Origin of the sequence: Shewanella pealeana ATCC 700345 (assembly GCF_000018285.1) — a bacterium.
GTDB classification, from domain to species: Bacteria; Pseudomonadota; Gammaproteobacteria; order Enterobacterales; family Shewanellaceae; genus Shewanella; species Shewanella pealeana.
The window spans coordinates 1,367,696-1,382,383 of sequence record NC_009901.1; the positions used below are offsets into that span (position 1 = coordinate 1,367,696).

At 45.1% G+C, this 14,688-nt stretch carries 15 protein-coding genes; 7 read left to right on the top strand and 8 right to left on the bottom strand.

The window, feature by feature from the left end; all coding sequences use genetic code 11:
- Positions 1 to 1,014 (top strand): ferrochelatase, encoded by a 1,014-nt coding sequence (gene hemH / locus SPEA_RS05910; RefSeq protein WP_012154385.1) that lies wholly within the window; start codon positions 1 to 3, stop codon positions 1,012 to 1,014.
- A 158-nt stretch (positions 1,015 to 1,172) separates the two neighbouring features.
- Here the strand turns inward: hemH and ruvX are convergent, their stop codons facing one another.
- From ruvX to SPEA_RS05930, 4 genes are all read right to left on the bottom strand, one after another.
- Entirely contained in the window at positions 1,173 to 1,598 is a 426-nt protein-coding gene (gene ruvX, locus SPEA_RS05915; RefSeq protein ID WP_012154386.1) for a Holliday junction resolvase RuvX, read from the bottom strand.
- 38 nt (positions 1,599 to 1,636) lie between these two features.
- Positions 1,637 to 2,197 carry a YqgE/AlgH family protein gene (locus SPEA_RS05920; RefSeq protein ID WP_041410859.1) on the bottom strand — a complete coding sequence of 187 codons (561 nt, stop codon included), beginning with the start codon at positions 2,195 to 2,197 and terminating at the stop codon, positions 1,637 to 1,639.
- 24 nt (positions 2,198 to 2,221) lie between these two features.
- Positions 2,222 to 2,551 (bottom strand): stress response translation initiation inhibitor YciH, encoded by a 330-nt coding sequence (gene yciH / locus SPEA_RS05925; protein WP_012154388.1) that lies wholly within the window; start codon positions 2,549 to 2,551, stop codon positions 2,222 to 2,224.
- A gap of 401 nt (positions 2,552 to 2,952) precedes the next feature.
- Positions 2,953 to 3,273 carry a hypothetical protein gene (locus SPEA_RS05930; protein ID WP_041410860.1) on the bottom strand — a complete coding sequence of 107 codons (321 nt, stop codon included), beginning with the start codon at positions 3,271 to 3,273 and terminating at the stop codon, positions 2,953 to 2,955.
- A gap of 171 nt (positions 3,274 to 3,444) precedes the next feature.
- Here SPEA_RS05930 and SPEA_RS05935 point away from each other — a divergent pair, with 171 nt between their 5' ends.
- Positions 3,445 to 4,002: a DUF4136 domain-containing protein gene (locus tag SPEA_RS05935; protein ID WP_012154390.1), complete on the top strand. Its 558-nt coding sequence runs from the start codon at positions 3,445 to 3,447 to the stop codon at positions 4,000 to 4,002.
- 124 nt (positions 4,003 to 4,126) lie between these two features.
- Here SPEA_RS05935 and SPEA_RS05940 read toward each other — a convergent pair whose 3' ends face one another.
- Positions 4,127 to 5,005, bottom strand: a complete 879-nt coding sequence (locus tag SPEA_RS05940) for a LysR family transcriptional regulator (RefSeq protein ID WP_012154391.1) — start codon at positions 5,003 to 5,005, stop codon at positions 4,127 to 4,129.
- 83 nt (positions 5,006 to 5,088) lie between these two features.
- Here SPEA_RS05940 and SPEA_RS05945 point away from each other — a divergent pair, with 83 nt between their 5' ends.
- The 4 genes from SPEA_RS05945 (at position 5,089) to SPEA_RS05960 (ending at position 9,447) form a co-directional block, all read left to right on the top strand.
- Complete coding sequence (locus tag SPEA_RS05945) at positions 5,089 to 5,502, top strand: PACE efflux transporter (RefSeq protein ID WP_012154392.1); 414 nt, start codon at positions 5,089 to 5,091, stop codon at positions 5,500 to 5,502.
- Between the two features lie 298 nt (positions 5,503 to 5,800).
- Positions 5,801 to 7,717 (top strand): TonB-dependent receptor plug domain-containing protein, encoded by a 1,917-nt coding sequence (locus SPEA_RS05950; protein WP_041410861.1) that lies wholly within the window; start codon positions 5,801 to 5,803, stop codon positions 7,715 to 7,717.
- 279 nt (positions 7,718 to 7,996) lie between these two features.
- Positions 7,997 to 8,593 carry an OmpA family protein gene (locus SPEA_RS05955; protein WP_012154394.1) on the top strand — a complete coding sequence of 199 codons (597 nt, stop codon included), beginning with the start codon at positions 7,997 to 7,999 and terminating at the stop codon, positions 8,591 to 8,593.
- Between the two features lie 29 nt (positions 8,594 to 8,622).
- Positions 8,623 to 9,447: a mechanosensitive ion channel family protein gene (locus SPEA_RS05960; protein WP_012154395.1), complete on the top strand. Its 825-nt coding sequence runs from the start codon at positions 8,623 to 8,625 to the stop codon at positions 9,445 to 9,447.
- 73 nt (positions 9,448 to 9,520) lie between these two features.
- Here SPEA_RS05960 and SPEA_RS05965 read toward each other — a convergent pair whose 3' ends face one another.
- Positions 9,521 to 10,159: a trimeric intracellular cation channel family protein gene (locus SPEA_RS05965; protein WP_012154396.1), complete on the bottom strand. Its 639-nt coding sequence runs from the start codon at positions 10,157 to 10,159 to the stop codon at positions 9,521 to 9,523.
- 334 nt (positions 10,160 to 10,493) lie between these two features.
- Between SPEA_RS05965 and ltaE the strand changes: the two genes are divergently transcribed.
- Positions 10,494 to 11,510: a low-specificity L-threonine aldolase gene (gene ltaE / locus SPEA_RS05970; RefSeq protein WP_012154397.1), complete on the top strand. Its 1,017-nt coding sequence runs from the start codon at positions 10,494 to 10,496 to the stop codon at positions 11,508 to 11,510.
- Between the two features lie 523 nt (positions 11,511 to 12,033).
- Here ltaE and SPEA_RS05975 read toward each other — a convergent pair.
- Complete coding sequence (locus SPEA_RS05975) at positions 12,034 to 12,921, bottom strand: hypothetical protein (protein ID WP_012154398.1); 888 nt, start codon at positions 12,919 to 12,921, stop codon at positions 12,034 to 12,036.
- 127 nt (positions 12,922 to 13,048) lie between these two features.
- The gene (locus SPEA_RS05980; protein ID WP_012154399.1) at positions 13,049 to 14,656 is read right to left on the bottom strand and encodes an alkaline phosphatase; all 1,608 of its coding nucleotides are present in this window, start codon (positions 14,654 to 14,656) and stop codon (positions 13,049 to 13,051) included.
- Positions 14,657 to 14,688 lie beyond the last annotated feature (32 nt).

Sequence of the window (14,688 nt, forward strand, 5' to 3'; positions counted from 1 at the left end):
TTGGCTAAGTATTTAGGATTGACCAAGGACGTCGGCCACCAAGTACGTGGCAAGACGGGGGTGTTATTAGTTAATTTAGGCACTCCAGATGAACCAACCCCCTCGGCGCTCAGGCGTTATTTGGCGGAGTTCCTAGCCGATCCCCGTGTAGTTGAGATCCCGAAACTCGTTTGGATGCTTATCTTGCACGGTATTATCTTACGAGTTCGTCCAGCAAAATCAGCGGCGCTTTATAAACAGGTGTGGACCGAGCAGGGCTCGCCGTTGATGGATATTACTCGCCGCCAAGCCCAAAAGCTGGCTGAGCACTTTGAAAAGAGCGGCGAGGATGTCTCGGTGGACTTTTGTATGCGTTACGGCCAGCCGTCGGTGTCATCGACGCTGCAAAGAATGCATCAAGAGGGCGTAGACAAGATGGTGATATTGCCTCTGTATCCGCAATACTCGGCGCCAACAACGGCGTCAGCTTTCGATGCAATCGCCAAAGAGCTTGCTACTTGGCGGTATCTGCCTGCGCTACATTTTATCAATAGCTATCATGACCATCCTGACTTTATCGATGCACTAGCGGCATCTATCGCTAAAGACTTTGAGCTTAATGGTCAGCCGCAAAAGCTCGTGCTGTCATATCACGGTATGCCGGAGCGAAACCTCCACTTGGGCGATCCCTATTATTGTTTCTGTATGAAGACGACTAAGCTGGTGGTCGAGAAGTTGGGACTAACTGGAGATCAGTATATAACCACCTTCCAATCTCGCTTCGGTAAAGCCAAATGGCTGACGCCCTATACCGATGCCACCATGGAAGCGCTACCTAGTCAGGGGATTAAAGACATTGCCGTGGTATGCCCAGCCTTTAGCGCCGATTGTTTAGAGACGTTAGAGGAGATCGCTGGCGAAAATCGTGAGATCTTCGAACAGGCGGGTGGTGAAGAGTATCGATATATTGCCGCATTAAATGATAACGATGACCATATTCAGATGATGGCGAATATCGTTAAGCCGCATATTTAGGCGTGTTTACTTCGTGTTCTCCGTGTAGCAAACGAAGAGAGCGCTTCGTGGTAAATAGCTTTTAAAGCAAAGAACCCAGCTTGTGCTGGGTTCTTTGATTTTTGTTGGTGAATCAGGTTTGGTCTTAACTTGCCTGCATTGAGGCTAAGCCTGCCTTTTTAGTCCCCGTACTGATTTTCAAAGTAACTTTCAACAATCAGTACAGCAGACATGGCATCAACTTGCCCCTTAGTCAGGGCCTTGTATCCTCCCATCTCAAACAGCCTAGCTTTAGCGTCTGCAGTGGTGAGACGTTCGTCTTGAGTCTCGACTTTTACGCCGAAGCGACCACTTATGCGATTGGCAAACTTGCGTGCTCTTTGGGTCATCTCTTGCTCGGTGCCATCCATATTGAGTGGTAGGCCAACGACTACAAGATCGGGTTTCCATTCGGTAATGAGTGCGCCAATCTCTTCCCATCTAGGGATCCCGTCTACAGCCTTTATCGACAATAGTGGTCTAGCGCTTGCGGTGAGTTCTTGCCCTATAGCAATACCGATACTCTTTGTGCCGTAATCAAAGCCTAAGACGCTTTTATCGCCCATCTTTGTCTTTCCTGTTTTATGCCGTTAAAAGGCGGTATTTATGCGTGACCAGCATGTTGAGACAGCTGCCAGATATCAAAACCCAGAGACTCAGTCGCCAGCTGCCAACGTTTGTCATGTTCGATGTCAAACAGTAACTCAGGGCTTGCCGGGATAGATAGCCAAGTGTTTTCGGTGAGCTCTTGCTCTAATTGTCCACGAGTCCAGCCAGCATAACCCAGTGCGATAACAAACTTCTCTGGCGCCTTATCTGAGCCTAAACAGGCTAAGATATCTTGCGATGTGGTCAACATCACTTCTGGTGTAATCGCATCGCTATTACTCCAGCAATCTTGCGTCGTATGCAGTACAAAGCCGCGCTCAGGATTGACTGGGCCGCCAGCAAGCACTTCTCTTGCGAGAGTACTAATAGGTTCTGGCTCCTCGCTTAGCTCCATCTGCTCTAGAAGCTCGTCAACGATAATGCCACTGGGCTTATTGACCACTATGCCCATGGCGCCTTTTTCGTCGTGCTCACAGATATAGATCAATGAACGTTCAAAATAGGTATCCTGCAAGGAAGGCATAGCGATTAAGAAGTGATTTTGTAAACTGTCCATAGACTTTTCCATATAAGTGGGAGTTTAGCCGCCAGCCAATTTGACAGTGTAATTGAGTTTTTCGAGCAGGGTCTTAATTTGCTCTCTATTGTCGGTTTGCACTTCGATATTGAACTCTTTTACTGTACCGCCGCAGCCGCACTGTTTTTTGAGTTTTTGGGCTAAGGCTTTTAGCTCTTTTTCTTGTAAGCCAAGGCCTTTAATCACTGAAACGCCTTTGCCTTTACGGCCTTTGCTATCGTTATGAATTCTGACAATGCCATCACCTTCCGGTGCCGATTGGGTCTGTTTTTCAGGAGCAATTCTGCCGCCATCGGTGCTATAGACTAATGATACGTTTGGATCGGATTTCATTTGAGTGGTCGCTGGTGAACTAATGTGGCCAGTTTAGCAAAGAAGCTAGCGTTACGGGAGAGGCTGGTTAAGAGAAACTTACTCGTTTGTCAGGTTAATGGCAGCCTGACAAACGGCTTTTATAGAAATAGCGCTAGCTTAATCCATAATGATGTAAAGGCCTGAGTCGTTATTAATGGTAGCGGCTGCTTTTCCTCGGTTTACTTGAGAGCATTAAAGGTACAGCGCTAGCTCAATTAATAATGATGCAAGGGGCAGTGTCGTTATTAATGGTAGCGGCTGCTTTTCCTCGGTTTACTTGAGAGCATTAAAGGTACAGTGCTAGCTCAATCAATAATGATGCAAGGGGCAGTGTCGTTATTAATAGTGGCGACAGCTTTTCCTCGGTTTGCTTGAGAGCGTTAAAGGTACAGCGCTAGCTCAATTAATAATGATGCGAAGGTCAGTGTGGCTAGGGGGGCCAAATATTTGTGAGTACTAGGTAGCGCAATAGAGCATGAGGTCAGCACAAAGCCAATTGCAGTGCCTGCAAAGTGGGTTACTGGGGCACTGGCAATAGCGATAATCAACCAACTAAGCACCAAAAGAGGCAGAATAATCAGTGAGTGTTTACTGAGTTTATCGGCTAAGGAAGCTTGATTATCAGGGGCGTCAGAGACATTTTCCGGTGTAACCAAAAACACCACTGTAGCGATGGCAAAAGCTGCGATAAACCAGAACATAGTGACTCTCATTAATAATATGGTAATTGATAATCATTATCATTAGGCCGTGCGGTTAAGTCAAGATGCCTGACAAGAGTATTTACCAAAATTGAGTTGTAGATTAAGAAATAGCTCTGTAAGCTGGGCGAATAAGTGCACAAAATATAAAAGATTATGGTTGGAGAGAACATGAAGAAGTTATTGGTTATCATGGCTGCACTAGCATTAAGTGCATGTAGCTCACTTAAAACAAGCTCAGATTATGATCCAGGTGTAAACTTTTCAGAAGTGAAAACTTACGCTTGGGTAGAGAAGAAAACTGATGATGCGACTTATCATTTAGATGGCCTAATGGATCAGCGTGTTCGTAAAGCCGTTGACGATCAACTGCAGCTAAAAGGTCTAGCAAAAGCAGATGTGGCTAGCGCCGATGTATTAGTTAATTACCTAACCAAAGTCGATAAGAAGATCAATGTCGATACCTTCAACAGCAACTATGGCTATAACCCATATTATGGTCGAGGTTGGGGCGGTGGCGTCGGCCACACCCAAACAACCGTTCGTGAATATGAAGTAGGGACTTTGATCCTCGATTTAGTTAACGCAAAAACAGGTAAGCTTATCTGGAGAGGTTCTGTTGCCGATACGATGCGCGATAAAGATACCCCTGAAGAGCGCGTAAAAGTGGTAAATGAAGCCGTAGGTGCGTTATTAGTAAACTACCCACCAAAGCCTGAAGATAAGTAAACTTTTAGTCATTTAGCTTTTGTCACTTAGCTTCCAGTAACGAAAAAACGGCCATCAGGCCGTTTTTTTATACCTATTTTTTTAGGTAACCCCTCTAGTTCACAGCTGAATAAGTCGAGATTCTTTAGGTAAGTAATCCGCGCATTAACGCTCTGACTTCTTTATTGAACTCATTTTCAGCGCGGCTTTTATGTTGAATAACATCGACGTTTGCTTGCCAACCCAATTGCTCAAAATCAATCTTAAGCTTACAGAGTTGTTGAGCCGCTATAGCTTCTTCACAAAGGTGAAGTGGTAATAGCGCCCAACCAAAGCCTGCTTTAGCGAGTTCGAGTAACATGTAATAGTTATCGGCATGCCATACATCGGGAGAGTGGGGGGTATTAAACCAACCCTTTTGTTTTGCTTTCGAGCCAATGACTAACTGTCTGTGGAGTTTGAGCACATCAATGTGCGACGAGGTTTCCTGAGCAAGAGGATGGTTTGGGTTCACCAGTAATTCAAACTTTACTGTTCCGAGTGACTCGAAATCGAGACTCTCAGAGTATGTTAGTTCGCTAAAGACAATACCTAGGTCGGCTCGTTTGGTATCCACGAGATGAATGATATCTAGACTGGAAGCACAAAGTAATTCCAGCTCGCATTCGGGGTATTGGTTCGAGAGGCTGCTGAGTAAAGCTGTGAATTTGTTATAGGGGATCCCTTCATCAACGGCAAGGGTGAGCTTTAAATTATCTTGTTTATCCAGCGCGAGTACCTGCAAGTTAAGACGTTGATGCTGTGCCAGCACAGCTTTGGCCTGAGGCAATAACTGCTCGCCTGCACGTGTCAAAATGGGGTAACGGTGGCTTCTATCAAACAGGGTTTGGTTGGTGTCGATTTCGAGATTGATAATGTGCTGACTAATCGCAGACTGTACCTTGCCAAGCTTTCTCGCTGCTGCAGAAAAGGAGCCTGTTTCGACGGTCGTTACAAATGAATAGAGCTGTTCAATGGTCAACATATCAGTAAAAGTGATGGTATCTAATTTTCATGTATCGTAGATAAAGATGATAATAGCTGCAACTTAATTTAGGGTTATTTATCATGACAGTTAAAGACAGAATCATTCACGCCATTTTATTTGAGGCCTTTGCCTTAGCGATTATTGTGCCTGCGGCATCTTTGTTATCGGGCACAGAAGCAACCTCTATGTTGGCGGTAGGCGTTGGCTTGAGTCTTTATACCGTTGTTTGGAACTACTTTTATAATATCTGGTTTGATAAGCAGTTCGGCAGCGACAGAGTCAATAGAAGCCTCAAGATGCGCATTGGTCATACTTGTGGTTTTGAAGGTGGGCTTATCTTTATAACCGTACCAGCCATAGCCTGGTTCTTAGGTGTAAGCTTGTTGCAGGCGCTAGCACTTGAAGCAGCCTTCTTAATCTTTTTCTTCTTCTATGCGGTGGCGTTTAACTGGTGCTACGACAATATTCGTATCAAGCTCAAGCTAGCCGACTAGTTTTGTAACTGGCTTTATTAACTTCTTATTACTTTCAACGACTCTTTTAACTACTCTTTCAACCCATCAACCCTTTGCCGTTGTAACTAAAGTTGCAGCGGCTTTTTTATTTGTTTGTTATTTCATCTATATACGGCTTGTGATAGGGAGATAATTGATGGTAATACTTTTTTAAAATTCGTCATACTTTTGGCTTGTGAGTTGATCTTAATCAGATTTCTTTAAATGATGGATATATATAGTCCGTGTTGAAAAAATGAGCTTAAACATTTGCTTATCACTATATGGACATATAAAGATGCATCACAAACTAAAATTAATAGCCCTCGCTTTATCTGTTACTAGTTTTACCTCTTTTGCGGATGAAATTGAAAAGATCACTGTTCACGGTTTACAACATTATGAGGATGGTACCTACACCAACGTCTATCTAGGCAGTGATGTTACGGTTATTAGTAATGAGATGATCCATGCTGCCGGCGGGGTGGATATTAATAAAATATTAAGTCAGTTTGTTCCGGGGTTATTCGCCAATGGACGAGCTGGGCGCCATACCGATACCGATTACTCACTGCAAGGGAGTCGGCCACAAGATATTCTCTGGCTGCTAGACGGTAATCGGCTAAACAACCGCCTTTATGGCTCGACTTATACCGATAGCATCAATCCCATGCTGATTGAGCGCATTGAAGTAATCAAAGGTCCTCAGAGTGTACTCTTTGGTTCGGAAGCGATTGCGGGTGTCATTAATATCATTACTAAAAGTTATCAGGGAAGTGATGCTGGAGAGCTGAGTTTCGCTGCTGACACCTTGCCTAGCTATGATCTCTCCGGTTTTGTTAGCACTGAAGTTGACTCGGTGCAATTGAGCTTAGCCGCAAGCTCAAGTCAGTCTGAAGGCTATGCACTCTGGCCCGATGAAGAGTATTCACCAACGGCGGTATTAGATAAAGAGCGCGGCTATCAGATGAATAACCTAAATGCCAAGCTTCGTTGGTCGCTCAGTGATGCTCAGCAACTTACTGTTTTTGCCCAGTATAGCGATGGCTTGCTCGAACGCCCGTTAGCCTATGATGCGATATTAAGTGAAAATGAGCGCAAGCAAACTATCGCCTATGCAGATTGGCAGCTTGAGGTTTCTGAGCAGTTACTGTTGCAAGCTAAGGTTAATTACCAGCATTGGGATTCGCAATACAGTGAGATCACTTTGGACGAGAAGGGTAATGCGACAGTGACATATTGGCAGAAATATTGGGGCTTTAAAGATCTCGGCGCAACGGTTAGTGCTAATTATCAAACACAGGCGGGAAGTCAGTGGGTTTTCGGTGGCCAATATGAAGAGTATGAAGGCGCCGATGAGGTGATGTTGTTCACCGCAGAAAAAGATCATTCCTACTCACTATTTAGCCAGTATCAACCTAAGTTTGAAGCCTTGCCGGATACACAATTATCGATTGGTGCCAGAGTCAATCGGTTAGCAAATGAAGAAACCATCTGGGTGGCTAACCTCGCATTAACTCAGGAACTCACCCCGCGACTGCAACTTAAGGGCAGTCTAGGTAATGGTTACCGACAACCGACAGCTTCAGAGCTGCACTCCCAAGTCGGCACACTCGGAAATGCCGAGCTAGTTGCCGAAACGAGCCAAAGCATTAATTTGGGGCTTCATTATCAGGGAGATGTATCTCTCACAGTCGATGGTTTTTGGCGCAGTATCGATAACCTTATCGAGCCTCGCGCTATGACTGAAGTTGAATTTATTTATGACAACCTCGACGCCCGTGTTGAGAGCTATGGTATCGATCTACACCTTGTTAGTGAGCTGACACCACAGCTACTCATGGAGCTTAGTGGCAGCTATGCCTCTGCCGCAAGGCAAGATACTGGAGAGCAGATTGAGCGTGTGCCAGAATATACTGGATTTGCCAAACTTAACTATGATGTGAATGACGATATATCTGTCTGGATGAGTGGCCAGTACGTGGGGGAGTTTGTCGACTACGGACTGATAGCAGGGGATTACCTATTAACCAATATTGGCATTCAAGCTTGGATAACGGCAGAGCAGGAGCAGCAACTCTCTCTGACTGTCGATAACCTGTTTGATAGTGAGGTGATCCAAAGTATTTTTAAGCACGGTCACAAAGCGCAGTACCCTATTGCCAGCTTAGGTGCGCCGCGCACATTGCAGCTGCAATATCGTTACCTCTTCTAGTTTTCCTTCGCTCAGCTAAACAAACTTGATATAGGGGCTTAAGCCCCTTGTAAGCGATATCAGCATGGGAGGTAAAATCGAAAACTGACAGATATTAACTATGCTTGTATTGTTTAAGTTAATTGTTTGACTGTGTTTTTGTATCAATTGAGTTAATATGTCGCCTATTGCCTGTTAAGTATTAATCATTGATATCGGCTGTGAATACAATTATATGCGGTTGAATATGACGCTTATCATCTAAACCATAGCAGAGTGTAACGGTTTGTCAGGTGAAACATGATAGCAAAGTTAGCGCTACTTTTGATTGTTAGCACACTCCTGTCCACGCCCCTTGTGACCAAGCAGTGGCAAGATAGTGATCTTGATGGTGTGCCAGATCTGAAAGATGCTTGTGCAGCGACGCCGCCAAACCGTGTTGTCGATGCGAAGGGCTGTGACAAAGCATTGCTTAATAAGCGAGGGCCGATGCTATCGATTTTGCCTGACTTATGCCTAAGGACGAGTGATGGTAAGCGATATCCTGCAGCCTGTAGCAAGCTGTCATCTATTTCGGTTAAGTTTGGGTTTGCCCAAGCAGATATTCTGCCTAGCCAAGAGCAGACGATTGAGGTGATTGCGCGCTGGCTTAAATCAACAAGGGTAAGCATACAGCTCGTAGGTCACACAGATTCTATTGGGGATGCAAGTTTTAATCTGCAGTTATCACTCAAGAGGGCTGAGCAAGTAAAAAAAGTATTCGTCGAGCAGTTTGGATTTGCTGCCGATAGATTTCAAATTAACGGTGTGGGGAGCTCGCTTCCCGTTGCTAATAATCAAACCGCGTTCGGCCGTGAACAGAATCGACGCGTTGAGTTTTTAGTTATTGTTCAATAGTTATTTCTTAAATTTGAGGGAGTATATAAATGGATAACTTGCAAGGGTTAATGGAGCAAGCGCCTGAACTGATCGTCACCTACGGTATGAAAGTGCTGTTCGCGATTATCATTTTTGTCATAGGTAAATTCCTATCGAATGTTGCCAAGAATCTAACATCTAAGCTGCTGAAAAAGCGTAAAGTCGACAACACAGTTGTGTCGTTTGTTGCCAATATGGCTTGGGCATTAGTGTTCGTATTTACCATAGTTGCTACGCTAGGGCAGATAGGTGTGCAAACCGCTTCGTTAGTTGCTGTGATTGGTGCCGCCGGTTTAGCTGTTGGTTTAGCACTGCAAGGCTCTTTGTCTAACTTTGCTGCCGGGGTATTGATGGTACTCTTTAGGCCGTGTCGAGTTGGTGACTATGTGGAAGCGGCGGGCGTTGCTGGTACTGTCGATGAGATCACTATCTTTTCAACCCGATTACTGACTCCTGATAATAAGGTTATTATTGCGCCAAATTCAGCCATGATGAACGGCACTATAGTTAACTACTCTGCGATGGACACTCGTCGTTTAGATTTAGTTATTGGGGTTTCTTATGACGCCAATCTTGCCGAGACCAAAAAGGTATTAACTGACATTCTTGAAAACAGTCAGTATGTGCTCAAAGATCCTGCCTACACAGTGGCTGTGGCAGAGTTAGCCGACTCATCGGTTAACTTCGTGGTTCGCCCCTGGGTTAAAGGCTCTGACTACTGGCCTGCACATTTTGAAATCTTAGAGCAGATAAAGGTCGCTCTAGACGAAGCTGGCATAGGTATTCCGTATCCACAAATGGATCTCTATGTAAAAGAGACCCCTGCGGCTTAAACAAAGCCAGTAGATATTGGATAATAAAAAGGTCGGCATATGCCGACCTTTTTATTAGAATTTCTTATTAAACCTAATGGGCGTTATCAGACTGATACTGATAATCAAATTTAGGCATTGACCACTTATAGCGAATGGCGAGCATTCTGAAGCTAAAGCCAAAGATCAGAGATATTGAAAGGTTAAGCCACTCGGGTACACCATTAAACTTCATGGCGACGTAAGCCGATGCCGTCAATAACGCGACCAATGCATAGAGCTCTTTCTTGAAGATAAGTGGCACTTGATTACAAAGAATATCGCGGATCACGCCGCCAAATACGCCTGTTACTACACCCATCACAATCGCAATTTCAGGACTAAAGCCTAACAATAAGGTTTTCTGTGCACCGATAATCGAGAACACGGCTAAACCTATCGCATCGATTGCGAGAAAGAGTTTAGACAGGTGACGCATAACTGGAGCGATCATTACTGTAAGTAAAGAGGCAGCAGCAATGGCAATCAAGTAATGGACATTCTCAATCCAGATTAATGGGTAGTTGCCGAGCAAAATATCGCGCAACGTGCCACCACCAATCGCGGTAACACAGCCTATAATGACTACGCCAAACAGGTCCATCTGTTTTTTACCAGCAGCCAGTGCACCTGTCATTGCTTCGGCCAAAATACCGATTAACCATAAAAAGCTGATAACTTTAACTTCTAACATAATTTGCACTAGCTAAATAAAAGGAGGTGGATTTTGCCTCTTTTTAGATCAAAAATACAATGATAAAAGTTAAATTGATGCATTACATTTTCTAATGAATTGTTTGTTTTGAGTCTTTGTGAAGGCCTTTATTTGTGCGATATGTCTAATTCTTAAGATAAGTTATGCACTTGAGTCGTTTTCATCTTTGTGTAAATTGTTATTTAGTTGTGTAACTTGCTCTCTAGGCTTTGTTTCTATCAATTGTAAACTTAAGTTTTTTTCTGGTAGTTGGCAGCAGGCCACAGTAATATTGAGCAATATTTGATGATTCCAGATCTAGAGACTTGAGATAATGATTGATTTTCGCAGTGATACGGTCACTAAGCCTACGGCTGCTATGCGCGCCGCTATTAGTCAGGCTGAAGTAGGGGATGATGTTTATGGCGATGATCCAAGTGTTAACTACCTTGAAGATATGGCCGCAGAGATGTTTGGTTATGATAATGCATTATTTACCTCTTCAGGGACTCAAGCAAATTTACTTGCCTTGATGGCACACTGTGAGCGCGGCGATGAATACCTATGTGGTCAACAAGCTCATAACTATAAGTTTGAAGGTGGTGGGGCGGCAGTTCTAGGAAGTATCCAGCCACAGCCACTAACAAACCAAGCTGATGGCAGTATCTTATTAAGCGATATCGAGGCAGCGATTAAGCCCGATGATATTCATTTTGCGCGTACGCGTTTATTGAGTTTAGAAAATACCATTGGCGGTAAGATAGTCCCGCAGGAATATTTAGCCTCGGCTCAAGCGCTTGCGTTTGAACGCGGTTTGAAAATTCACTTAGATGGCGCACGTGTGGCTAATGCCGCTGTTGCACAAAATATTCCGATGACCGAAATAACTCAGTATTTCGACTCTGTCTCAATCTGTCTATCTAAGGGATTATGTGCGCCAGTAGGCTCGATCCTTCTGGGGGATGAGCGTTTAATTACCAAGGCGAGACGCTGGCGTAAAGTGCTTGGTGGCGGTATGCGCCAAGCTGGGATCTTAGCCTCTGCTGCGACGCTTGCATTGACCGAACAGGTAGAGCGTTTAGCAGAAGATCATGATAATGCTGCTTATCTTGCTGCCGAGCTTGCTTTGATTGAAGGCTTTGAGGTCGATATGTCACAGGTGCAAACCAATATGGTGTTTGCTGCGGTAAGTGACAAGATTGATACCAAAGCGCTGGCATTAGAATTGAAAGCTAAAGGTATTTTATTGAGCCCAGGTAAAACGATTCGTTTAGTGACCCATGCCGATATTTCTAGAGCCGATATCACGTTTTTTATCAGTGAATTAAAGGGACTGCTAAGCCGCGGTTAACTTGATTTATTTGATAGCTAAAAATAAAAACCTAGGCAATAGCCTAGGTTTTTTGTTTTTAGCCCTAAACCACCTACTTCAGTAGGTGGTTATCATCAATTAGGCTCTGCCTGAAGTACGTTCAATGGCATTGCGGAGTAAGGCAATGTTTAACGACTTATAAGCACGCCGACTTTTGTTTGAAGAGAAAGTGTCCATGGAGGCAAGCTTAGCATCCATGCGATACACGGCTTATAAGTTCATTTAAACATAGCTTATTAACTCAAGTGATACGTGAGCTTTGCTAATGGTGCGGTACAAGCTTCTAAATCAGGACCACAAATGTTCCCTACATTTGTTGGCATTTCCACCAATCCATGGCAGTCAGTGATTTAGCCCATGCTTTAAAGAAAGGCCTATAGGGATATATTTACGGCGTCTTGTTAACGCACGGTAGGAAAGCTTCCTTTTAGGGAGTCTGCTTTATAACAGATGGGCAAAGCCACCTTCTTCAGAAGGTGGATCTTTTACTTTAGGCTAATCGCTAATGCTGGTGGCCGCTATCACCGCCAGAGAGCTGATTACCTTGGCTGTCATAGAAGCCCGAGCTGCCATGTTGAATAAAGCCTTGATGGATCATCTTGGCGATAAAGGGATCGGACTCATTATCACCGACATCGGCAAAGTCCATATCTCGATAGCCTGAAATCAAACTGGTAAAATCATCATTAGAAAGGGCTTTTAACGACGTTAATTGATAACTTACTTTTTGGTTAGCTTGTTGCATATCCATAGTAACGTCCATAGTGACGGGTAAGGCGATTTTTTCAGCCCAAACAAGTTGAACTTGGCTTAGATGTAGCGCACCGTGATAGCGGTTTGCATTTAAACACTCAAGTGCCGTAATTTGATTTTCTCTGTCAGCAGCGATTGGCTGGATTGCTTGTTCACTCTGAGTGAGCTTGCTGATAAGGCTTGTTGATACAAGATGGTTTAATTGCTCAAAGTCAAAGTGCATATTGAGTGAGCGTAAATCGCCTTTACGGTAGGAGATTGAGCGCTGCTGCTCTGGGAAGTAACGTACGTACTCCCCTTGTTTATTCCACATTTCAAAACTAACGGGGCTGCGTTGGTAGATCACTTGATCTTTGTTTCTGAGTAAGGTCATTGTACTTTGTTGACCAGATGCATGGTGTACCTTGTATGTCGCGCTCAGATGGTTGGCGTCAATATCATTGCAGCTAAGCTCTGTGGCATTCGCTGCAGTGAGGCTTGTGGCGCAAAGGCTGATGAGGCTTGTGAAGAAGGCAGCTTTGGTCATTGACGTCTTGATTATTGATTTATTGATAATCGATTTGTCGACAATCGACTTCTCGGTTTGGCTGATGCTGGCCTGAGGCTCAGCCGCTCGTGAACAAAATGAAACTAGCATATATGCTCCTACTGGGGACAAACAAAGACATAAAGCCTCGGATAACGCCCTAGTGAAATGGGATAGAGTTGGCATAGCGTCAGGCCACCGAGTGACTTCTCGGTGGCAATTCATGGCGCTAAGGTCGTTAATTCGAAGTTGACTGAGCCGCCTCAGCTTTTTCGACTAAGCTGCCAGCATGATTCATCACATGGAAAAGATGATTTTGTTCAACCGTGCCTTGCACTAAGTGAGCACCGGGGCCGCTTGCAAAAATCCCTACGTCTTCACCCGCATGGGTTTCGCTGCCAAGGGGCACGAGTGCTTCTTGGTGAAAACCCGCGCTTTGAGTATCGACATAATTGAGGTCAAATCGCCCGGGCGCCGCTGCGTAGCCATAACGCTCATCACCACCGGTTTCAAGATTGGCGTAACCAAGACCGTTGGCATAACCGACAGTGGTGTAAGGTAAACCATTGGCATCGGTTGCATTAGTCACGGCAGGCTGTCCGTCAGCGCCGTTACCTTTCACTAGGCCTAAAATTGGATTGCCGCGAGTGGGGTAGCCTGCAATGGTAAATACATGGCTGTGATCTGCGGTAACCATTAACAGGGTGTCTTTTTCAGAGGTTTTTTCCATGGCGACGCGCACCGCTTCAGACAGTGCGATAGTGTCGTGTAAAGCGCGGGCGGCGTTGCCAGCATGGTGAGCATGGTCGATGCGTCCTGCTTCAATAATTAGCACAAAACCTTTATCGTTTTTCTGCAATATATCGATAGACTTGGCGGTCATTTCAGCCAATGAAGGTTCGCCCGTGACCCCATCCGTAGTGCGGTCGAGTTCATACTCCATATGTGATGAATTAAATAAGCCAAGAGCATGGTCGGTAGTAGCAGGATCGAGTGCTAAGAACTCATCTCTACTGGCGACATACGCACTGTTGGTATATTTCGTTAGCCACTCAGAGGTGAGATCGCGACTATCTAATCGCTTACCGGCTTTACCTTCTGTGTCAGTCACAGTGTTAGGGATAAATGCGCGACGGCCTCCGCCCATGACCACATTGAGCCCCGCGCCATAATCAAAGCTTAGAAGCTGCGATGCGATGTCACTACAACCATTAGTGATGGCTTCATCGGGTAAGTCAGCATCACTTTCCCAGTTACGCTCGGGGGCATGGGCATAAGCTGCCGCTGGAGTTGCGTGAGTAATGCGTGCAGTAGAGACAACGCCGGTCGATAAGCCGGCCATTGCCGCCAGTTCAAGCGAGGTCACTAAGTTTTGGCCATCGGTCGAGGCGCAGTTACCGCGAGTTACCCCTTCAGCTTGTGAAATCACGCCCACATCAGTTTTAACGCCGGTGACCATGGCAGTCATGGTGCCCGCAGAGTCCGGTGTTTGGCCGTCGACGTTGTAGGTTTTGGCTAGGCCGACATAAGGTAAGGTCTCAAAAGACAGCGAGTTTTCTTCACCGGTTTGCCCTTTTAATTGTCCTTCTAGGATCCGCGCCGCAGTTACAGTTGATACGCCCATGCCATCACCCACAAATAGAATGATGTTTTTTGCGGCGCCAGCTTCATTATTAACGCTTAGCTCTTGTGCCTTCGTGACGCGGGATTGACCGTCAACGAACCATTGGTTGACCGCAGTCCAATCTTGACCATCGTTACCATCGGCGCCTTTGTCACCATCATCGCCACAAGCGGCTAGGCCCAACATAGCTGTAATTGATAGTACCAGTAATTTCTTGTTCATTTTTAACTCCATAAATGGGTACTCGTGCTGAC